The sequence below is a fragment of the Burkholderia sp. Bp8963 genome, assembly GCF_003854275.1.
In the GTDB taxonomy this organism is placed as follows: domain Bacteria; phylum Pseudomonadota; class Gammaproteobacteria; order Burkholderiales; family Burkholderiaceae; genus Burkholderia.
Genome location: NZ_QTQP01000007.1, coordinates 85,342 through 105,175, shown reverse-complemented (window position 1 = coordinate 105,175; position 19,834 = coordinate 85,342). Strand labels below are relative to the sequence as shown.

Annotated in this window: 17 protein-coding genes and 1 tRNA gene; 6 read left to right on the top strand and 12 right to left on the bottom strand. The window is 65.9% G+C overall.

Annotated elements, in window-relative coordinates; all coding sequences use genetic code 11:
* The first annotated feature begins 159 nt into the window (after window positions 1–159).
* Entirely contained in the window at window positions 160–2,250 is a 2,091-nt protein-coding gene (locus DID96_RS08220; RefSeq protein WP_124598862.1) for a UvrD-helicase domain-containing protein, read from the top strand.
* A gap of 97 nt (window positions 2,251–2,347) precedes the next feature.
* Here the strand turns inward: DID96_RS08220 and DID96_RS08215 are convergent, their stop codons facing one another.
* A complete protein-coding gene (locus tag DID96_RS08215; protein ID WP_124598861.1) occupies window positions 2,348–3,235 on the bottom strand; it encodes a cytochrome c5 family protein in 888 nt (295 codons plus the stop codon).
* Between the two features lie 264 nt (window positions 3,236–3,499).
* Between DID96_RS08215 and DID96_RS08210 the strand changes: the two genes are divergently transcribed.
* Together DID96_RS08210 and DID96_RS08205 are read left to right on the top strand one after the other, a co-directional pair.
* Window positions 3,500–3,575: transfer RNA gene (locus DID96_RS08210), tRNA-Arg, on the top strand.
* A 548-nt stretch (window positions 3,576–4,123) separates the two neighbouring features.
* Window positions 4,124–6,118 (top strand): tetratricopeptide repeat protein, encoded by a 1,995-nt coding sequence (locus tag DID96_RS08205; RefSeq protein ID WP_124598860.1) that lies wholly within the window; start codon window positions 4,124–4,126, stop codon window positions 6,116–6,118.
* Between the two features lie 122 nt (window positions 6,119–6,240).
* Here DID96_RS08205 and DID96_RS08200 read toward each other — a convergent pair whose 3' ends face one another.
* From DID96_RS08200 to DID96_RS08155, 10 genes are all read right to left on the bottom strand, one after another.
* Entirely contained in the window at window positions 6,241–6,969 is a 729-nt protein-coding gene (locus DID96_RS08200) for a bifunctional 2-polyprenyl-6-hydroxyphenol methylase/3-demethylubiquinol 3-O-methyltransferase UbiG (RefSeq protein WP_124598859.1), read from the bottom strand.
* A gap of 4 nt (window positions 6,970–6,973) precedes the next feature.
* Complete coding sequence (locus tag DID96_RS08195) at window positions 6,974–7,762, bottom strand: phytanoyl-CoA dioxygenase family protein (RefSeq protein ID WP_124598858.1); 789 nt, start codon at window positions 7,760–7,762, stop codon at window positions 6,974–6,976.
* 21 nt (window positions 7,763–7,783) lie between these two features.
* A complete protein-coding gene (locus DID96_RS08190; RefSeq protein ID WP_124598857.1) occupies window positions 7,784–8,314 on the bottom strand; it encodes a GNAT family N-acetyltransferase in 531 nt (176 codons plus the stop codon).
* Window positions 8,311–9,282, bottom strand: a complete 972-nt coding sequence (locus tag DID96_RS08185; RefSeq protein ID WP_124598856.1) for a hypothetical protein — start codon at window positions 9,280–9,282, stop codon at window positions 8,311–8,313. Before DID96_RS08185 ends, DID96_RS08190 begins: the two co-directional genes overlap by 4 nt.
* Window positions 9,279–9,977, bottom strand: a complete 699-nt coding sequence (locus DID96_RS08180; RefSeq protein WP_124598855.1) for a WbqC family protein — start codon at window positions 9,975–9,977, stop codon at window positions 9,279–9,281. The genes DID96_RS08185 and DID96_RS08180 overlap by 4 nt, the downstream gene beginning before the upstream one ends.
* Before the next feature lie 2 nt (window positions 9,978–9,979).
* On the bottom strand, window positions 9,980–11,125 hold the full coding sequence (vioA, locus tag DID96_RS08175) for a dTDP-4-amino-4,6-dideoxy-D-glucose aminotransferase VioA (RefSeq protein WP_124598854.1): 1,146 nt from the start codon (window positions 11,123–11,125) through the stop codon (window positions 9,980–9,982).
* A gap of 26 nt (window positions 11,126–11,151) precedes the next feature.
* Window positions 11,152–13,722 (bottom strand): glycosyltransferase family 41 protein, encoded by a 2,571-nt coding sequence (locus DID96_RS08170; protein WP_260463822.1) that lies wholly within the window; start codon window positions 13,720–13,722, stop codon window positions 11,152–11,154.
* A gap of 122 nt (window positions 13,723–13,844) precedes the next feature.
* Window positions 13,845–14,144: a flagellar protein FliT gene (locus tag DID96_RS08165; protein ID WP_124598853.1), complete on the bottom strand. Its 300-nt coding sequence runs from the start codon at window positions 14,142–14,144 to the stop codon at window positions 13,845–13,847.
* Between the two features lie 20 nt (window positions 14,145–14,164).
* Complete coding sequence (gene fliD, locus DID96_RS08160) at window positions 14,165–15,682, bottom strand: flagellar filament capping protein FliD (protein ID WP_124598852.1); 1,518 nt, start codon at window positions 15,680–15,682, stop codon at window positions 14,165–14,167.
* Window positions 15,683–15,847: 165 nt separating this feature from the next.
* Window positions 15,848–17,272, bottom strand: a complete 1,425-nt coding sequence (locus DID96_RS08155; protein WP_124598851.1) for a flagellin — start codon at window positions 17,270–17,272, stop codon at window positions 15,848–15,850.
* Here DID96_RS08155 and DID96_RS08150 point away from each other — a divergent pair.
* On the top strand, window positions 17,271–17,546 hold the full coding sequence (locus DID96_RS08150; RefSeq protein WP_124598850.1) for a hypothetical protein: 276 nt from the start codon (window positions 17,271–17,273) through the stop codon (window positions 17,544–17,546). The two genes, DID96_RS08155 and DID96_RS08150, sit on opposite strands and share 2 nt — an antisense overlap.
* 238 nt (window positions 17,547–17,784) lie before the next feature.
* Window positions 17,785–17,997, top strand: a complete 213-nt coding sequence (gene rpsU, locus DID96_RS08145; protein ID WP_006401410.1) for a 30S ribosomal protein S21 — start codon at window positions 17,785–17,787, stop codon at window positions 17,995–17,997.
* Window positions 17,998–18,208: 211 nt separating this feature from the next.
* Here rpsU and DID96_RS08140 read toward each other — a convergent pair whose 3' ends face one another.
* On the bottom strand, window positions 18,209–18,808 hold the full coding sequence (locus DID96_RS08140; RefSeq protein WP_124598849.1) for a DNA-3-methyladenine glycosylase I: 600 nt from the start codon (window positions 18,806–18,808) through the stop codon (window positions 18,209–18,211).
* Between the two features lie 142 nt (window positions 18,809–18,950).
* Between DID96_RS08140 and DID96_RS08135 the strand changes: the two genes are divergently transcribed.
* Window positions 18,951–19,823: a BadF/BadG/BcrA/BcrD ATPase family protein gene (locus tag DID96_RS08135; protein ID WP_124598848.1), complete on the top strand. Its 873-nt coding sequence runs from the start codon at window positions 18,951–18,953 to the stop codon at window positions 19,821–19,823.
* The last annotated feature ends 11 nt before the right edge of the window (window positions 19,824–19,834 follow it).

The window sequence follows — 19,834 nt, the reverse complement described above, 5'->3', positions numbered from 1 at the left end:
CCATCCGCCCGCACAGCCCCGTCCGGCGGGGCTCCGGAATCTGCCGGCGCGGGCGTGTTAACATGCGCGTCCTGCCCGCGCGTCCGCATGCCCGACCTGGCACCCTGCGCGCGGCATCCTCCCGGCGTCCAGCCGTCAACCGCAACACCATCCGCAACCATGTCTGCAGGCCTCAATCCCGCTCAGAACGAAGCGGTGCGTTATCTCGACGGTCCCTGCCTCGTGCTCGCCGGCGCGGGCAGCGGCAAGACGCGCGTGATCACGCAGAAAATCGCGCACCTGATCGAAGCCAAAGGCTTCGAGCCACGCCACATCGCCGCCGTCACGTTCACGAACAAGGCGGCCGCCGAAATGCGCGAGCGCGTGGCGAAGCTCCTCGAGGGCAAGACGCTCACCACGCCCGGCAAGGAAGGCCGCAAGGTGCCCGTCAACCAGCTCACCGTCTGCACGTTCCACTCGCTCGGCGTGCAGATCCTGCGCCAGGAGGCCGAGCACGTCGGCCTGAAGCCGCAGTTTTCGATCATGGATTCGGACGACTGCTTCGGGATGATCCAGGAGCAGATCGGCACGACCGACAAGGGTCTGATCCGCAAGATCCAGAACACCATCTCGCTGTGGAAGAACGGCCTCGTCACGCCCGAGGAGGCGATGACGATCGCCGCGAACGAGGACGAGCACCAGGCCGCGCTCGTCTACCGCAACTACGTCGCGACGCTGCACGCGTACCAGGCGGTCGACTTCGACGACCTGATCCGCCTGCCGAGCGAGCTGTTCGCGAAGAACGAGCAGGTGCGCGACCGCTGGCAGAACAAGCTGCGCTACCTGCTGATCGACGAATACCAGGACACCAACGCGTGCCAGTACGAGCTGCTGAAGCTGCTCGCGGGTCCGCGCGCGGCGTTCACGGCGGTGGGCGACGACGACCAGGCGATCTACGGCTGGCGCGGCGCGACGCTGGAAAACCTCGCGCAGCTCGGCAAGGATTTCCCGAAGCTGCACCTGGTCAAGCTCGAGCAGAACTACCGGTCGACGGTGCGGATCCTGACGGCCGCGAACAACGTGATCGCGAACAACCCGAAGCTGTTCGAGAAGAAGCTGTGGTCCGAGCACGGGATGGGCGATTCGATCACCGTCACGCCGTGCAACGACGAGGAGCACGAGGCCGAATCGGTCGTGTTCCGGCTGTCCGCGCACAAGTTCGAGCGGCGCGCGCAGTTTCGCGACTACGCGATCCTGTATCGCGGCAACTTCCAGGCGCGGATCTTCGAGCAGGTACTGCGGCGCGAGCGGATCCCGTACGTGCTGTCGGGCGGCCAGTCGTTCTTCGACAAGGCCGAGATCAAGGATCTGTGCGCGTACCTGCGGCTGATCGCGAACGCCGACGACGATCCCGCGTTCATCCGCGCGGTCACCACGCCGCGCCGCGGGATCGGCAACACGACGCTGGAAGCGCTCGGCTCGTTCGCGGGGCAGGCGAAGGTGTCGCTGTTCGAGGCCGTCTACATGGGCGGGATCGAGGCGCGGCTGTCCGCGCGGCAGGTCGAGCCGCTCAGGATGTTCTGCGACTTCATCCAGCGCCTGACCGACCGCGCGGACAAGGATCCCGCGACCGTCGTGCTCGACGACATGATGGAGGCGATCCATTACGAGGCGTACCTGTATGACGCGTTCGACGAACGGCAGGCGCAGTCGAAGTGGCAGAACGTGCTCGAATTCCTCGAGTGGCTGAAGCGCAAGGGCACGAAGCCCGAGGCGGCGGAGGCTGTCGACGGCGAGGCGGAAGGTTTTCACAACGCGGACGGGCTCGCCGATACCGGCAAGAACCTGCTCGGCCTGATCCAGACCGTCGCGCTGATGTCGATGCTCGAAGGCAAGGAGGAGGATCCGGACGCGGTGCGGCTGTCGACGGTCCATGCGTCGAAGGGGCTCGAGTATCCGCACGTGTTCCTCGTCGGCGTCGAGGAGGGGATCATGCCGCACCGCGGCGGCAGCGAGGATGACGGCCCGATCGACAGCGAGCGGATCGAGGAAGAGCGCCGGCTGATGTACGTCGCGATCACGCGCGCGCAGCGCAGCCTGCACCTGAACTGGTGCAAGAAGCGCAAGCGGGCGCGCGAGACGGTCGTTTGCGAGCCGTCGCGCTTCATCCCCGAGATGGGCCTCGACGACGCGCCGCCGCCCACGCCCGAAGAGGCGCCGATGACGCCGAAGGACCGGCTGGCGAGCCTGAAGGCGCTGTTGCAGAAGTGATGGTGCCGCCTGGGTGGGGTCGCCCAGGTGGACCCTCAAACAAATACCCCCGCGGTGCTCGCACACCGCGGGGGTTTTTGTTTGAGGAACGGTGGCGTTACTTCGCCGCGTTGACCATATAGTCGACGGCTGCCTTCACGTCGGCGTCCGACGCGTTCGACCCGCCCTTCGGCGGCATCGCGCCCTTGCCGTGCAACGCGTAGTTGTAGACCGTGTCCATCGAGTCCTTCAGGCGCGGCGCCCAGTCTTCCTTGCTGCCGAACTTCGGCGCACTGAGCACGCCGGTTGCGTGACAGGCCTGGCAGACCTGCGTGTACAGCGCCTTGCCGGCGGACGCGGCGTCGGCGCTCGTCGGCGCGGCCGCGGGTTTTTCGCCTGCCTTCGGGATCGCGGCGATCGCGGCCATTGCCGCGGCGGCCTGCGGGTTCGCGGCTTCGGCGCCCGACGCGGGCGCGGCGCTCGCGGCCTGCTGCGCGTTCGCGGCCGGCGCGGCCGGTTCGGGGAAGTTCGCGCCGTCGTTGTTCGCCATGTAGACGATCGCGCGGGCGATCTCGTAGTCGCTGTAGTCGTCGGGGCTCGTGCCGCCGCGCGGGGGCATCGCGCCCTTGCCGGCCAGCGCGGTCTTCAGCAGCGTGTCGAAGCCCTGCGAGATGCGTGGCGCCCAGTCATCCTTGTTGCCGAACTTCGGCGCGCCGGCCGCGCCCGTGCCGTGGCAGGCCATGCAGACGGCCTTGTAGACTTCCTCGCCGGTCTTGTAGGTGCGCGGCGCGTTGGCGTCCTTCACGTCGACCTGCGCGAGTGGCGCGATGCGCTTTGCGACCTCTGCAGCGGACAGCGCGTCGGTGCCCGCGCCCCGGCGGAACGCCTGGTTCGCGTAGTCGGCGAACAGCACGATGAAGACGATCGGGATCAAGAACGACGCGACGATCAGCGCGATCAGTTGCTTGGGGTTGGCGACGGGAGATTTGTGGGGTGCTTCGCTCATACTTGCCTCGTCTCCGTGAATAGGAATTGTGAGCGGTGCAACGGCAAAATGGCTGTGCAAAGAAGCACGGACGATTATAGACGGAACGTTTACATCAGGGCGAGCGGTGGGGTCGCGCGTGTTTACCCGCACAATACCCGCACGAAAGCCGGCCGCGCAGCCAATTCGGCGGGTGTGGTGGACGCGTCATCTGAAACAGGGTATCCTTGCCGTCTTGCCAATCGTGGGGCGACCAGGTATTTTGGGGTCGTTGCACTGTCACAGGCGCCCGTAGCTCAATGGATAGAGTACTGCCCTCCGAAGGCAGGGGTTGCTGGTTCGATCCCAGCCGGGCGCGCCAATTGCCATCAAGGCTTTCAGCGGTTTCCTCCTCCATCAGTCGTTCTCGCGTTCGTGCGTGGCCCAAGCCAAACTAGACTTCCGGTGTATGTCTGCCGCTCCGGGGAGAAGCCATGGAACGCGTGATGAAGAGTTTCCTACTTGCCGTTGCGCTGCTGACCGTAGTTGGCGGCGCCGTCGTCACCTGTGCAGTCGTCTCCGCACCGTCGGCTCACGCTGAGCCGTGTGGTGGCCGAGGGTATTCGCAGGACGGTGACGGCAATTCGCCGTGACTCGAGCAGGTAGCGCGCCTCCAGCCAAGTCCCCGCGCGCGATGCCGCCCATCGCCGATCCTGGCCACCCGGCCGATCCCCCGAACAGCCACGCGGAAGGCACTCAGTTCACCGCATCGCGCGTGTGCCCGCTTCGGTAACCTGCGATTCGAATCCGTCCGTACCGACACGCAAGCCGGTACGACGCACCGAGCTTGTCGTGCCGCTTGTCGTGCCGTTTCGCACCGCGCCGTGCCCGACAGACCCGACCAACGACCCGCCGCGCCCCCAACCTTCGATGACGACGCCCGCTCCCGACGATTCCGTCCGCGTTCAACAAGCCGCGGCCCTGTGCCAGAACGGGCGCCATGCCGACGCGTTGTCGCTCGTCGCACCGCTGCTCGACGCGGCGGCCGCGCCGGTGCTGGCGCTGCATGTCGCGGCAGTCTGCGCGCTCGGCCTGAACCGGCTGGCGGACGCGGAAGCGTGGTGGCGGCGCGCGCTCGACGCCGCGCCGGATTTCGAACCGCCGTACGACGGCCTCGGCGCACTGCTCGTGTCGTCCGGGCGGCTGGCCGACGCCGAGGCCGTATGCCGCCGCCAGCTTGCATCGGTCCGCCCCGTGCGGGCGCCGCACCATCACCGCCTCGGCAAGGTGCTCGAGGCGCTTGGCCGGCTCGACGAGGCCGAGCACGCGTTCGGGCTGGCGCTCGGGCTCGAACCGCAATACCCGGACGCACTGAACGATCTCGGCAACGTGCTGCGGCCGCTCGGCCGACTGCCCGAGGCGGAACTCGCGTACCGGCTCGCGATCGCGGTCCAGGCGGATCACGCGCTCGCGCACGCGAATCTCGGTGCGCTGCTCGTCGACCTGAAGCGGCTGCCCGAAGCGGAGGCGGCCAGCCGGCAGGCGATCGCGCTCTGCCCGGACCATCCGGAGGCGCACTACAACCTCGGGATCGCGCTGCAGAACCAGGATCGGCTGACCGACGCGGAACACGCGTATCGCGACGCGATCCGCTGCCGTCCGGGCCTCGCGCATGCGCACAACAATCTCGGCTGCGTCGTGCGTGCGCTCGGCCGCCACGACGAAGCGGCGGCCGTCTTCGCGCAGGCGCTCGCACTCGCGCCCGAACTGGCCGAAGTGCACTACAACCTCGGTGTCGCGCTCGCGCATGCGGGCCGGCACGACGACGCGGAGCGCGCGTACCGGCGCGCGCTCGAACTGCGCGCCGATTACGGCGATGCCGGTTTCGGACTGGCGACGCTGCTGCTCGGCCTCGGCCGGTTCGACGAGGGCTGGCGGCTTTACGAGTCGCGCTACGCGCATCCGGGCTTCGTCCACCGCCACACGCGCGAGATGCTGCACTGCCCGCAGTGGCAAGGCGAGCCGCTCGCGGGCAAGACGCTCCTCGTCTGGCAGGAGGACGGCCTTGGCGACATGCTGCAGTTCAGCCGCTACGTGGCCGGCTTCATCGCACAGCGCGCGGCGCGCGTGGTGTTCGCGTGCCAGCCCGCGCTGCACCGGCTGCTGGAACGCGTCGACGGCATCGACGAGGTGCTCGACCACCACACGGCGGCGGCACGCGTCGCGGAATTCGACTGCTGGACGAGTCTCCTGAGCGCGCCGCTGCACTTCGGCACGACGCTCGACACGATTCCGCCGCCGGTGCGGCTCACGGTCGACCGGGCCCGGGCCGAACGCTGGCGCGCGCGGCTGGCCGCGTTGCCGGCTGGTCCGCGGATCGGCCTCGTGTGGAAGGGCAACCCGAAACACCACAACGACGCGCACCGCTCGCTGCCGTCGCTCGCCGTGCTCGCACCGCTCTGGAGCGTGCCGGGCGTCAGTTTCGTGAGCCTGCAGAAAGGGCAGGGTGAGGACGAGGCCCGCCATCCGCCCGCCGGCTTTCCACTGCTGCATCTCGGCCCGGACCTCGACGACTTCGCAGACACCGCCGCGATCGTCGCGCAGCTCGATCTCGTGATCAGCGTCGACACGTCGACCGCGCACCTGGCAGCTTCGCTCGGCACGCCTTGCTGGGTGCTGCTGCCGAACCAGGACGTGGACTGGCGCTGGATGCACGACCGGGACGATACGCCGTGGTATCCCGGCACGCTGCGCTTGTTCCGGCGCGGGCGCCACGACACCTGGATCATGGTGGCCGAGCGCGTGCGGCAGGCGTGCGCGGCGCGTTTTGCGGCATATGACGCGACCTACGACGCGGCGGACGACTCAGCAGACGACGCAGCGCACGACGCGGCAGTGGCCGAGGACGCCAGCGGCATCGGCTGAGCGCGCCCGGCGGCTGTCCACGGTGTTCGAGCAACCAGGCGAGGTTGGCGGCGCCCACCGGCTGGTCGTGCTGCTGCTAGCGATCGGCGACAACCATGCCCCCGCCGCGCGTGACGGGATTCTCAGCCGCGCTCACAGATCGAATAAACGCTCGAGCAAAGATCCGGATACACGCGCCCCAGCTCGAAGCACCCATCCAGATACGCATTGCTGATGATCCCGGCCTGCAGCGCTGCGTCGATCTGGAAGTTCGCGAGCCCCTTGAACATGACGCCACCCGTCGTCGTCGCCCGCAGCCCTGCGGTGCGCAAGTCCGCACCGAGCGTATCGAGCGAATACGTCACGCGGTGACCATGTGCCGCTTCCGCGGCCGTCACGGCAGCAGCGTGATCGATCAAACCCATTTGCACCGCGATCTGCCGCGATGCAGCACGCGCATTGGGCACGGCCACGAATAGCCGGCCATGCTCCGACAGCCACCCGCGAATCCTCCGTAGCACGTCGACCGGATGATCGAGGTGTTCGAGCGTATGGATCAGGAAAATATTGTCGTATCGTCGCTGTGGCTCGAACGTTTCGAACGTCGTGTGGTGAAACTTCACCGTTTCGGCGACCTTGGCCGCCGCTGCGGCGATGCAGTCACCCGATGCCTCGACGACCTCGAGGCTGTCGAAGCGTCGGGCCGCCAGCCGGGTGAAATTGCCTTCGAAACATCCCAATTCCAGCGCATTGCCGCTTTGCAGGAACGGCTCGAAGGTCCGGATCATGTATTCGTGCATCCGGTAGTCGAAGTCGTACGCGTAGCGGTGGTCCGTGTGGTCTTTCGCTTCGGCGTTGTAATCCCGGCTCATGTGATCAGTCCTGTCCACGTTGATAGAAGCGCTGCTCGACCGGCACGTAAAACTCCTCGAGCGTTTCGGGGACGCGTGCGTTGAAGCCGATCACCTGGCGCAACCAGGCGTCGCAGCGTTCGATGTTGCGATAGCCGAACAGCCGTGCGTAATCGAGCTGGGGCTTGAAGAACGGGCTCGTGAAGGTGAGCGTCAGCGCCCGGCGTGGCGCGTCCGTCAGATTGCGTCCGCCGGCATGCCACAGGCGCGAGTCGAACAGCAGCACCGAGCCCCGCGTGCCGGTCGCGCGTGCGGCGCCGGCGTAGAAAGCTTCGTCATCCGGGCGCGCCTGCAGCGTTTGCGAGTGCGGCAACAGATAGGTCGCGCCGTTCTGCGTGGTGAAATCGTCGAGCATCACGAGTGCGTTCAGCATGAAACGCCGCTCATCGGAGCCGAAGCGGATGTCGCGATGCACGTTCTGCACATACGCGTGCGAATCGCGTTCGTTGAGCACCCCGCCATACGAATTCAGAATGAAGTTGCCGCCGAGGAATTTGCGGAACATCGGTTCCAGCGCGGCGAAGCGCGCCAGCAATTCGACATAGCAGGGGCTGTCGTTCAGCAGATGGTGCAGGGTGCCCGACGCGTTGTCCTGTACCCCGTTCCGGCGCCTGATTTCGTCGCGCAGTGCGAGCGACGGGCCGAGTGCGTCGCAGAGCGCGTCGATCAGCGCGGTGTCGAACAGGTCCGGGATCACCGTCCAGCCGGCGGTCGCGAGCGCGTCGCCATGACGGGTGTCGATTGGAGGATGCATGAGTGAGATCGCAAAGAGGGGTCAGGCGAGTGGCGGCCGCTCGGTGGCCAGCAGCGCCATGGGAATAACGTCGACATAGCGGCCTTCCTTGAAGGCCGCCTGTCGCAACTGGCCTTCCGCGCGAAAGCCCGCCTTTTCGTAAAGCGCGATCGCGTGCGTGTTGGTCGCGAGCACGGTCAGGAAGATGCGGTGCAGGTTCAGGTCGTCGAACGCGTGGCGGAGCGCCAGGCGGGTCGCCTCGGTGCCGATGCCACGGCCGCGCACGGCCGCGTCGCCGAGCTGGATCGCGAATTCCGCGCTGCGATTGACCCAGTCGATGTCGAGCAGGTACGCGACGCCGACCATCGCGCGCGTCGATCTGGTGCAGATCGCGAGCCGCACCGTGCGACTGCGGCCGGCCAGATACGCGTCGAACCATGTGTCGTCGACCTCGGCGTTCACATAGCGGAACGGGCTGCCCAGCATGCCGACCAGTTCACGATCGGCGCGCCACGCGTTGAGCACGGCAAGGTCGGTGCGCTCGAGTTCGCGCAGGAAAATCTCGTCCTTCATCGATCGAGTTGCTCCAATAGCAGGTGCGTCAGCGGCGCCATCTGCGCGGCCGACAGGCGCTGGTCGCATGGCAGGAAGAGCGTCGTCTCCGGCAGCGTGCGTTCGAACGCGGGCATGTCGGGCGAGTCGCTCAAGTCCGGCCAGTAGGTCGGCGTATAGATGCGGCGGGCGCGCAGCATGTCGCGCAGCCCGGCGGGAGCGCCGAGAAACGGATAGCAAAGCGGCGCCGCGTCGTCGTCGACGCGTATCGCCAGGCGATTGCGGTGCCCGAGGCATTCGTGCAGAAACCGGAAGTTTGCCGCGCGTCGGGCGCGCACGGCGTCGTAATCGATGCCCGCCAGCAGGCGTTGCGTGAGCGGCGACATGCGCAGCGGAGCCTGCCAGCGCAGGCTCGCCTCGGCGGCCGCGTACTCCGCATAACCGGCTTCCGCGCCGGCCGCCAGGCGTGTGAGCAGGTGCCGGCTGCGTCCGATCGAGCCGTCGTCGATGTCGTCGGGCACGGGCACCGCCGACTGCGTGACGAGGTAGCCGCCATCCGGCACGCCGACGAATTTGCGCGGCGAGTAGACGGTGGCGAGGCAATCGCGCGGCGCGGAGAACAGCGCATGCGCGTTGTCGATCACCACGCGCGTGCGCGGATGACGTGCCAGCACGTCGTCGACGTGCCTGTCGCAGATCCCGAAATAATTGACGTACAGCAGCCACTCGCCGTCGCCGAGTTCGACGTCCGGGCAGCTCAGGTCGTGCCCGAGCGCGTAACGCTTGAGCGTCGTGCCCGTCGTTTGCAGCGGTTCGAGCATGCTGTCGCAGAGATACCAGGGCACCCATACGGCCGCCGGTTGTTGCGCACGCAGCAGTGCCAGGAATGCGGCGCGCGCGGACTGAAAACGCAATGCGTTCGCGTGGCATGCGTGTCGATCGCCCGCGATTTCGAGTCCGAAATATCCGCCGATCGCGTCTTCGATCATGCTGCCACCCCGGCGAGCAGCATCGCCCGCACCGCATCCACCCGGTTGAACATCAGCAGGTCCAGAATCGACAGGCCCGGCACGAACGGCGCGCCGTATTGCGGATAGGGACGCAGTTCGGGCTCGACGAACGCGAGATCGATGTCGGCGGCGGCGAAGCTCGCACGATCGTACAGCGCACGTCCGCCGGGCAGGTTGACGTAGGTGCGAGCCTGTTCGCGCGCGCAAATGTCCAGCACCCGCGCCTGCCCCTTGAGCGAGTCATTGCGATACTGCGTCGAGGTCGCAACGAACGCGGGGGCGATGCCGATGTAGCGGCAGGTTTCCGTGATGCCATGCGCGGCGAGCCGCGCGATCGAGTCGGTCTCGAGCGACAGGATGCCTTCCACGAGTTCCGTCACGGCGACGTAATGCGGCGCCTTCGCATACGCGTGGCGCAGCAGTTCGCGCAGCTTGGGCTGCCAGCGTTCGCGCGGCTGGATCTGCACTTCGTCGATCCTGCGCGACGAACTGGCGCCGGCGAGCGGCACCGTCAGGTAATGCGCGTGCCCGCCGAGCAGGATGCGATTTCGATTGATCCAGCCGTTCTTGATGAACGCGACGTCGTCGTAGAACACGAATTTGTCGACCGCGGCGGCGAGCTGAAAATAGCCGACGTACGGAAACAGATACGGTTGCATGATCGCCAGCTTCATCGTCAGCAATCCGCGATGATTCCGACGATCCGTTCGAGTTCGCTGGTTGACAGGGCCGGATAGATCGGCAGGCAGAGCACCTTCAGCGCGGCGCCGGCGGCGACGGGCAGATTGGTTCGATCGGCGGACGGCAATCCCCGGTACATCGGGAAATCCGAGATCAGCGGATAGAAGTAGCGGCGCGCATAGATGTCGTGGTCGCGAAACTTCTGGTACAGCGCATCGCGACTGAGCGGATAGTCGGCCTCGACCAGAATCGGGAAATACGCGTAATTGGCCACCTTCTCACCCGCGTCGGGCAGACAGCGAATGCCCGGAATGTCGCGCAGCATCGCGCGGTACTGCGCGTCGATTGCCTTGCGGCGGGCGAGGGCTTCGTCGATGTGCCGCAGCTGCAGCAGGCCGAACGCCGCGTTGATTTCGCTCATCTTGCCGTTGATGCCCGGCGCGACGACCGTCACTTCATCGACGAAGCCGAAATTCTTCAGGTGGTCGATGCGCTGCTTGGTCTTCGCATCGGGGCAGATGATCGCGCCGCCTTCGAACGTGTTGAACACTTTCGTCGCGTGGAAGCTGAGGATCGACAGGTCGCCGTGTTGCAGCACGCTGCCGCGATCGGTCTCCACGCCGAACGCATGGGCGGCGTCGTAGATCACCTTCAGGTTGTAGTTGTCGGCAATTTTCTGGATCGCGTCCACGTCGCACGGATGCCCGTAGCAGTGAACCGGCATGATGGCGGTGGTCTGCGGCGTGATGGCTGCCTCGATCTTTGCGGGGTCGAGGTTGAGCGTGTCGGGCGCGACGTCCACGAACACGGGCTTGATGCCATTCCAGAGCAGCGAATGGGCCGTCGCCACGAACGAATAGGGCGTGGTGATCACCTCGCCGGTGATGCGCAACGCCTGCAATGCGGTGACGAGCGCCAGCGTGCCGTTGGTGAACAGCGCGAGGTGTTGCACGCCCAGATAGTCGCACAACGCCTTTTCCAGCTGCTGATGGAACGGGCCGCCGTTCGTGAGCACCTTGCTGTCCCAGATCTTCTGCAGGAACGGCATGAATTCGTCCAGCGGCGCGAGATGCGGCTGGGTGACGTAAATGCGCTCATCGGTCTGCCGCTGAATGGCGCGTAGTGGAAGGCTGGCGGTCATTCTTTCCTCGACGCAATACGGGGTGTTCAAATTTCCGCAGCCGCGGCGACGGGCTGTTCCGTGCGCGCGTCTGCCGGATGGCCGCCCGGCAGGGTCGCGTCGAACGAAGCGGCGGGTTCGTTCGCACACCAGCGCCGCCACATGATCCGCAACGCATTCGACAGTTCGGCGGCGATCACGTCGGGATGGAGCATCGGTGACTGAACGCAACGCGCGCGCAAGCCGGCTCTCAAATCGGCGAGCGCGGGAAGGTCGTTTGCCCACCGCAGGCCGATCTGAACGAATGCGTCCTTGTCCTGCGCGATGAATTCGTCCAGTCCGACCTGCGGCAGCCCCGTTGCGCCGCCGCGGCTTGCAACCGTCGGCCCCGGCAGCGTGACGGTCGGCACGCCCATCCACAATGCATGCAGCGTCGTGCTCCCGCCGGCGTACGGGAAGGTGTCCAGGCAGATGTCGACGTGGTGGTGCTGCTGCATATAGACGGTCAGCGACGCGCGGGGGCGGAAATCGAGCCGCTCGCGTGCGATGCCTTCGGCGGCGAACCAGTCGGCGAGCCCGCCGTTGCTGCCGTCTTCCGGCATGCCGCCGATCAGCATGCGCGAGGTGGGCAGCGCCCGCAGCAGTTGAGCCCACAATGCAATGACGTCCGGGTGCAGCTTGTTGAGGCGGTTGAAACTGCCGAAAGTCACGTAGCCGTTATGCAGTGCCGGCAGCAGGTTCACCGGCGGCGCGACGCTGGGCGGCTGGAACGGTGCGACGGCGGACAGGTGCACGATCTTCTCGGTGAACTGATCTTCGAATGACGTGGAGGGCACCAGGAACCGGTCCGCCAGGTAGTAATCGACGGCCTGCAGGCCGGTCGTGCCCGGATAGCCGATCCAGCTCGCCTGAATCGGGGCGGGCTTGCGGGCGAACGTCAACAGGCGGTTGCGGGCAGTGTGTCCCGACAAGTCGATCAGGATGTCGATGCCATCCGCACGAACCTTCCGCGCGAGTGCCTCGTCGCTCAACCCCCACACCGAATCCCAGGTTGTCGCGTATCCGCGCAGGCGCTCCGTGACCTGGTCTTCGCGCGTGAAGTTGTAGTAGATATGGATCGACAAGCGCTCGTCGCTCACGAGGTGAGCGAGCACCGGCTCGATGAAGATCGCGACTGCGTGGTGAAACAGATCGGCGGAGATGAAGCCGATGCGCAACTTGCGCTCCGGATCGCGAACGTTGGTGTGCTGAGACCACGATTGGCGCAGCGGCGCCTCGCAATGTCGCCCGAAATTGCAATGCTGTTCGAATAGCGTCGACGCGTCGATGTCGCGGTTGTGGTTCAGGCAGAACAGCATGTTGTGATGCGCGAACGCGTTGTCTGGCTGAATGTCCAGCGCGCGCCTGAAGCAGGCTTCGGCATCCAGTGTCCGGCCTTGATCGAGATAGATGACGCCCAGCGTGTTGTGCATCTCGCTGACCCGGGGCTGAAGCTCGACGGCGCGCAGACAACACGCTTCCGCATCCTGAAGCCGTCGCTCGGCCTGCAGGCACAGCCCGAGAATGCGGTGCGGCTCGGCGAATTCCGGGTTGACCTTCATCAGCTGCAGCGCGATGGTTTCGGCATCCTTGAACTGGCCTTTCAATCGAAGGATGTCGGCCAGTACCGCGCCGGCCTGCACGTCGTCCGGTGCGAGGTCCAGCGCGGTTCGCAGCGGTTCGATCGCGTCGTCGTACTGTCCGACGACATGCTGCGCAAGGCCCAACACCCGCCAGCCCATCGGGTGCGCAGGGAATCGTTTCGCGAGTGAGCGCGCAACCGAGATGGCTTCGGGTATGCGTCCGCTGTTGAACAGCACCACGAGTTCCTGCATTTGTCGCGGGCTTGGTGCTTTGCCCGCAGCCAGCAGCGCGCCCTTGGCCTTCGCCGGCGCTTTCGATTCGGTGTCTGCCGTTGCGGCGTCTGCCGGCCCGGACTGGACCGGCGCGGCGATCGAACTGGTCGGCGCGGTCGGCGCGGCCGCGCCGGTTTGGGCCATCAGGTGAATCAGCGTATCGACAGCCGGCCCTTTGACCCCCTGTTGCTGAGCCATCTCGAGCATGATCCACGCGGCCTCGTGCTGACCCGCGCGCCGCAATGCGTCGATATAGCTTGCCCAATACTGGCCCTGACCGGGGTTGGCGCCCAGCGCCGTTTCAAGGTACGGCAGCGCGTCGTCGAACAGCCCGCGTTGCATGAAGAGCAGGCCGAGGTTGTAGTTTGCGTCGCAGTGATGCGGGCGAACGTCCAGCAGGGTTCGATAGAGTGCTTCCGCGTTGTCGAGCGCGCCATTGTGATGCTCGGCGATCGCGCTTTGCAGCACGAGCTGCAGGTCTTGCTCGAGCTGGACGTCATCGGGCAAAGCGGTTTGTTCGGGCGGTAACGGCGGCTGCGTCATGGAGTCGGTACACACAAAGGGCATTGTTGGGGGATTATGCGTTCGGCCCGATTGCGCCGAATGTGCGAGTTGAGGCGTAAATCCCTGCCTGTTTGATGAATTAGCGATGACGTTGGCGGAGCGGGCGCGACGTGATGTGGCGCGCTTTTTCCGCGAAATCGCCGCCGCGTTCCACGGCAATCCGCGTTGAACCAAAAAAAACGCCCGCGTGAAGCGGGCGTGAGTCGAACGAGCGCGCCCTGACTCTGGCGCGTTGGTTTTATTGTCTTGTACGGCGGAGCATCCGTCGCGCTCCGCGTGATTCAGATCGTCGCGATGTGCTGATACTGGCCGGCGGCGTTGGCGCGCCCCATCGCGTCGTGGTATTCGGCCTGCAGTTCGGTCATCGTCGATTGCGCATTCGCGAGCACGGCCGCATCGATCGCCTGGATCTTGCGGACGGCGTCGAGAACGGCCGGTTCCTGCGTGGCCGCCAGCGATGCGAACAGCGCCGAGCGCACCTCGGTGAGGCGGGCGGCCTCGGGCCAGTCGGCCATCACGCTTGCGTGTTCGATCGCGTGCGTGAGCGACAGCAGGCGTTCTGCCAGTGTGATCTGGTTCATCGAGCGTGGCCCCTTGTCGATCAGCCCTTGTTCGCGGACAGCGCGCCCTGGCTGTTCGTGCCGCCGAACAGTTGGGTCAGGTACTGCTGGTTGTTGTTCATCTTCGCCATCAGCGTGTTGAGCGCGGTGAACTGCGCCTGATACTGGCTCGAGAGCTGTGCCGCATAGGTCGACAGCGTGGACTGCTGCGTCGAGATGCTCGTCAGGTCCTTGTTGAGCGCGGCGGTGCGGGTCGCGATGATGCCGGTCGAGCTGACGTACGACGTGATGTCCGTGTCGAGCTGTGCCGCGACGCCTGTACCGGACGCGAACAGCGTCGCTACGGTAGTCGGGTTGTTCTGCAATGCGGAGTTCAGCTTCGTCGTGTCCGTCTGCAACGTGCCGTCGGCCTGCAGCGTGATGCCGATCGCCGCGAGGCTGGTGTTCGTGGTGCCGCTTCGCACGCCGTTGCTGACGACCGAGCCGAGCGTATTGCGGATCGTGTTGAGCGTCGAGTCGCCGAGCAACGGCCCTTGCGAGCTGGCGGACTGCGTCTTGTCGAACGACGAGAGCGAGTTCATCGTCGTGACGAGCGTGTTGTACAGATTGACGAAATTCGTGATCGCGGTGGCCTGCGACGACGTGTCTTTCGCAACCGTCAGCGTCTGGGGCGTCGCGCCGACCGCTGCGGACGTCAGGTTCAGCGTCACGCCGGCGATCGCGGACGTGACGGTGTTGCTTGCACTGGTTGCGGCGACGGTGCCGATCGAGAACGACGCGTCCTGCGCGCCAGTGTTCTGCGTCCATGCGTTCGCGCCCGTGCCCACCGACGTGATCGTCGAGGCGCTCGTGCCGGAACCGGCGGTCGAGGTGACGCCGAGGTTCGACAGGCCCTTGTCGTTTTGCAGGTTGCTGACCGATACGCTGATCGCGTTGGCGGCACCGGTCGCGGTCGAGTTCAGCACGAGGTGGGCGGCGCCGCCCGTGCCGGTGACGATGGTCGCGGTCACGCCCGGATTGCCGCTTGCGGAGTTGATCGCCGACGCGATGCCCGACAGCGTATTGTTGGTCGAGTCGATCGTCACGTTCATCGACTTGCCGCCGACGGAAACGGCGAGCGTGCCCGTGCCGAGCTGGCTCGTTGCGCTGGTGAAGGAGCCGGAGGTCAGCGATTGCGCGGTCGCGATCTGCGAGACGGTGACCGAATAGCTGCCTGCGACGGCGCCGGCGCCGGCCGTGGCGGTCAGGCCGCTGCCGCTTGCCGTCGCGGCGAACTTGGACAGCATCGTGCCATTCGACAGCGACGAGAGGCCGGCCTGCAGCGCCGACAGCGCTGCACTCAGCGTGCCGAGCGCGGAAATCTGCGTGTTGTCCGTGGTTTGCTTCGCGGTCAGCGCCGATGCCTGGCCCGCGGTCTTTGCATTGACGAGTGCCGTCACCAGCGAGTTGACATCCATCGACGAATTGCCGGTCGAGCCGCTGATGATCGATTGTGCGGCTTGCTGAAGCGCGGAATTGGCGTTCGCGGAAGTGGACGCGGTCGAGGATATCGTGGACATGGAGAGGCCCCGTTCGTTTGGGAATCTTTACGGTATTTCGCCTGTTGGCGAGTCGCGGGCGGCGCGGGCCGCCCGCGAGGTAAACGCCGCGCTCCGCGCGCGGCGTGAAACATGCCTTGCGCGGAGCGTCGCCGGGTGATGCCCGGGTGATGCCCGGGTGATGCCTTAACCCAGCAGCTTCAGCACTTGCTGCGGCAGCGAGTTCGCTTGCGCGAGCACCGAGATGCCAGCTTGCTGCAGCACTTGCGCCTTCGACAGGTTAGCCGTTTCTTGCGCGAAGTTTGCGTCCTGGATTTGCGATTGCGCTTGCGACAGGTTGGTCGACTGAGCTTGCTGCGTCGTTGCGATCGCCGTGAAACGGTTCTGCACTGCGCCGAGTTGCGCCTGGATGTTGTTCACCGAGGCCAGTGCATTGTCGATCGTTTCGATTGCCTGGTTCGCGCCGGTCGACGTTGCCACGCTGACGTTTGCAACGGTCGTCAGCTGGTTGTTGTTGTTGACGTTTGCGAAGTCGCTTGCCGGCGTCACGGCGTTGTACTTGAGGCCATAGCCCGTGCCCGGCGCAACTGCCGCCGTCGTCGAGAACAGTTGGCTCGAAGCACCCGACGTCAGTGCGGTGCCGTTCTGGTCGAAGAACGTATAGCCGTTGGCGCCGTCGGACTTGATCGTGATCGACGTGATCGCGCCCGGGGCGTTCGCCGCGACGTTCGCGCCGTTCGTGGCCGAGACGGAGATGCCCTGGATCGTGCCGAGAACGACGCCCGTTGCTGCCGGTGCGTTCGTGTTGGCTGCCGAAATGCCGGCGATCTGCATCGTCGGGTCGAGCGCGCTACCCGCGACGGCCGACAGCGTCATGGAGCCGTTTGCACCGCCGGTCGACGGCGAGAACAGGGCTGCCGCAGCGGTCGTCGAGAGGACCTGGTTGTTCTGGTCCGTGTACGTGAAGCCGCCCTTGCCGTCGGCCAGCACGTTGATCTGCGTGATTGCCGGCGTCGTGCCTGCTGCTGCTGCCGAACCCGTTGCGGTCAGGCTCAGGTTGGTGAACGAACCGAGCACGTTGCCCGCTTGCGCGAAGCCGCCGCCGAGCGATGCTGCCGACAGGCTTTGCGTCAGGTTCAGGCTCATCGACTGGCCGACGTTCGCGCCGACCTGGAAGTTCACCACGCCTGCCGAGCCGTCGAGAATGTTCTTGCCGTTGTACGTCGTTTGCGACGCAATACGGTTCACTTCGGAGATCTGTTGCGTGACTTCTTGTTGCAGTGCTGCCTGGTCGCTCGACGACAGCGAGCCGCTCGATGCTTGCACGGCCAGTTGGCGGATACGCTGCAGGCTGTTGGTCAGCGACGACAGTGCGCTCGATGCGGTCTGGATCATCGACACGCCATCGTTTGCGTTCGACACGCCCTGGTTCAGGCCGTTGACCTGCGTTTGCATCCGGGTCGCGATCGCGAGGCCTGCTGCATCATCCGCTGCGCTGTTGATGCGCTTGCCCGACGACAGGCGCGTGATGGCCTGCGACAGTGCGCTTTGCGAGCCGTTGAGGTTCTGCTGAGCAACCAGCGAGTTGATGTTGCTGTTAATTCCGAGCATGGAAAATCTCCTGTTTAAGCCGAAAGCCCTGGAAAGCCAATTTGGCATCGGCGGAAGCACTCGTTCATTGCTGGCCGCCTCAGAGCAGGATTTCGGCGGCCCAAAACAAAACTTGAGGGCAAGCTTGAGATTCGGCCCGATTTTTATCCCGATCTTCGTTTTTCGGGGCTGGATCGCCGCTGCGCCATGCGGGCCGGGGCGGGGAGATGCCTGTGATGCAGAATCGCGACGGAAAAGTGGTAAACCGGTAGGCGAACCGATGTTTACCTGCTAACATGGCGGGCTGAATTGAGATTTCTGTCAAGCCTCTGCCGTTTTCGGTATGTCTGCTGGCAGTCAAACGCGGCGCTGCACGCGGCTTGTGAAGCGTAATCGCGGTGCTTTCCGCCTCTCTTTTCCGGCCTCCGAGGCCGTTTTTTCCGCTCGTTTCGCCTGTTGTGGGAACGCCCGGATGGCCGGTGCGTGGCGCTTGGCCGCTACGTTTTTGACCGTATAAGCAATTTAGGAACGACATGACGACGATTCTTCTGAAAGAAAACGAGCCGTTCGAAGTGGCGATTCGCCGCTTTCGTCGCGCTATCGAAAAAAATGGCCTGATCGCTGAGCTGCGCGAGCGCCAGTCCTACGAAAAGCCGACCGCAGTCCGCAAGCGCAAGAAGGCAGCTGCCGTCAAGCGCCTGCACAAGCGCCTGCGCAGCCAGATGCTGCCGAAGAAGCTCCACTAAGCGCTTCCCAGGTTCGCCGCGAAACGGCGGAGCGTGCTTCGAAAGAAGCCGCTCCGCCGTTTTGCTTTTGGGCGCGGGATTTGTCGTCTGGGGCGGGGAATTCGTCGCGCGCGATGGGAGGATTGCCCGGCGCGGCCGACTTGCCCGATGGCGTCCGTCGCGTGTCGAGCGGCGTGCCTAATAAGTACGCAGCGAGTACGCAGCGCGAGTCTCAGGCCTTGCGTGCCCGCGCCGGTCGCTCGTTGCCCAGCGCCGCGCACTTCGCGTGACATGGACAGCCGACTTCGTGGTCGTTCACCATGCCGGTCGCCTGCATCAGCGCATAACAGATCGTCGAGCCGACGAACTTGCAGCCGTAGGCCTTCAACGCCTTGCTGAGCGCGTCGGACTGCTCGGTCGACGCGGGCGCGTCGCGATACGACTGCCACGCGTTCTGGATCGGCGCATGATCGACGAACGACCACAGGAACTGCGCGAGCGAACCGTGTTCGTCGCGAATCTTCTGCACGGCCCGCGCGTTGGTCACCGCGGCCGCCACTTTCGCGCGGTTGCGCACGATACCGGGATCCTCCAGCAGCTTCTCGATGCGTTTCGGCGTGAAGCGCGCGACGGCGTCGACGTCGAAATCAGCGAACGCGGCGCGGTAGCCGGCGCGCTTGTTCAGGATCGTCGACCACGACAGCCCGGCCTGCGCACCTTCGAGGATCAGCATCTCGAACAGATGGCGATCGTCGTGCGACGGCACGCCCCATTCCGTATCGTGATAGTGCGCGTCCGCTTCCGTCCTCACCCAGTTGCACCGCTGCGACATCGTTCGCCTCGCTTCCTGTTTCGATTCGATCGCGTGAGCATAGCGGAAGCCCCTGGTGCGGCAAAGCCGGCCGAACGGCGGATGGGCGCGCGGCGCCGATCCGGTTAAGCTTGGCGCCTGTTCGAATCGGCAGGATCAACGCATGACGGAAATACTTTTTGCGATCGGCATCGACGGCGGCGGCACCGGCACCCGCGCGGTGCTGGCGGATCGGCAGGGCCGCGAGCTTGCGCAGGGGCGCGGCGGCCCGTCGGGGCTCGGTCTCGGCATCGAGCGTGCATGGGCGTCGATCGGCGTCGCGTGTGCGGACGCGTTCACGCAGGCGGGGCTCGCGCTCGACTGGTCGCGCTGCGCGCTCGGGTGCGGGCTGGCCGGCGTCAACAACGCGGGCTGGCTCGCCGCATTCCGCGCACAGGCGCCGCTGGCGGCGCTCACGGTCGAAAGCGATGCATATACGACGGTCGTCGGCGCGCACGGCGGCGCGCCGGGGCTGATCGTCGCGCTCGGCACCGGGAGCATCGCGGCGGCGCTGGACGCGGCGGGCACATGCCGGATCGCGGGCGGTTTCGGTTTTCCGTCGGGCGACGAGGCGAGCGGCGCGTGGCTCGGCATGCGCGCGCTCGCATATGCGCAGCAGGCGCTGGACGGACGCGTGCCGCATGACGCATTTGCCGCGGCGCTGCTCGCCGAGACCGGCGCGCAGGATCGCGATGCGCTCGTCGCGTGGTCGTGCGACGCGAACCAGACCGCCTATGCGCGGCTCGCGCCGTTCGTGTTCGCGCACCGCACGCATCCGTACGCGGCGGCGCTGATCGCGCAGGCCGGCGACGAGATCGGCAAGATGATCGATGCGCTCGATCCGCAGCACGCGCTGCCGGTCGCACTGTGCGGCGGGCTCGCCGATGCGCTTGCGCCGGTGGTGCCTGCGCGTCATGCCGCGCGGCTGCGCGCGCCGCTCGAGGATTCCGCGCACGGCGCGCTGAGGCTGGCGCTGGCTACAGCCCGGGGCGGTTGACCGGCGCGGAC

What these genes read in the sequence shown, in the direction of transcription:
- DID96_RS08220 (WP_124598862.1), top strand. Translation starts at nt 160, where the DNA reads ATGTCTGCAGGCCTCAATCCCGCTCAGAACGAAGCGGTGCGTTATCTC.
- DID96_RS08215 (WP_124598861.1), bottom strand. Translation starts at nt 3,235, where the DNA reads ATGAGCGAAGCACCCCACAAATCTCCCGTCGCCAACCCCAAGCAACTG.
- DID96_RS08205 (WP_124598860.1), top strand. Translation starts at nt 4,124, where the DNA reads ATGACGACGCCCGCTCCCGACGATTCCGTCCGCGTTCAACAAGCCGCG.
- DID96_RS08200 (WP_124598859.1), bottom strand. Translation starts at nt 6,969, where the DNA reads ATGAGCCGGGATTACAACGCCGAAGCGAAAGACCACACGGACCACCGC.
- DID96_RS08195 (WP_124598858.1), bottom strand. Translation starts at nt 7,762, where the DNA reads ATGCATCCTCCAATCGACACCCGTCATGGCGACGCGCTCGCGACCGCC.
- DID96_RS08190 (WP_124598857.1), bottom strand. Translation starts at nt 8,314, where the DNA reads ATGAAGGACGAGATTTTCCTGCGCGAACTCGAGCGCACCGACCTTGCC.
- DID96_RS08185 (WP_124598856.1), bottom strand. Translation starts at nt 9,282, where the DNA reads ATGATCGAAGACGCGATCGGCGGATATTTCGGACTCGAAATCGCGGGC.
- DID96_RS08180 (WP_124598855.1), bottom strand. Translation starts at nt 9,977, where the DNA reads ATGAAGCTGGCGATCATGCAACCGTATCTGTTTCCGTACGTCGGCTAT.
- vioA (WP_124598854.1), bottom strand. Translation starts at nt 11,125, where the DNA reads ATGACCGCCAGCCTTCCACTACGCGCCATTCAGCGGCAGACCGATGAG.
- DID96_RS08165 (WP_124598853.1), bottom strand. Translation starts at nt 14,144, where the DNA reads ATGAACCAGATCACACTGGCAGAACGCCTGCTGTCGCTCACGCACGCG.
- fliD (WP_124598852.1), bottom strand. Translation starts at nt 15,682, where the DNA reads ATGTCCACGATATCCTCGACCGCGTCCACTTCCGCGAACGCCAATTCC.
- DID96_RS08150 (WP_124598850.1), top strand. Translation starts at nt 17,271, where the DNA reads ATGGAAAATCTCCTGTTTAAGCCGAAAGCCCTGGAAAGCCAATTTGGC.
- DID96_RS08155 (WP_124598851.1), bottom strand. Translation starts at nt 17,272, where the DNA reads ATGCTCGGAATTAACAGCAACATCAACTCGCTGGTTGCTCAGCAGAAC.
- rpsU (WP_006401410.1), top strand. Translation starts at nt 17,785, where the DNA reads ATGACGACGATTCTTCTGAAAGAAAACGAGCCGTTCGAAGTGGCGATT.
- DID96_RS08140 (WP_124598849.1), bottom strand. Translation starts at nt 18,808, where the DNA reads ATGTCGCAGCGGTGCAACTGGGTGAGGACGGAAGCGGACGCGCACTAT.
- DID96_RS08135 (WP_124598848.1), top strand. Translation starts at nt 18,951, where the DNA reads ATGACGGAAATACTTTTTGCGATCGGCATCGACGGCGGCGGCACCGGC.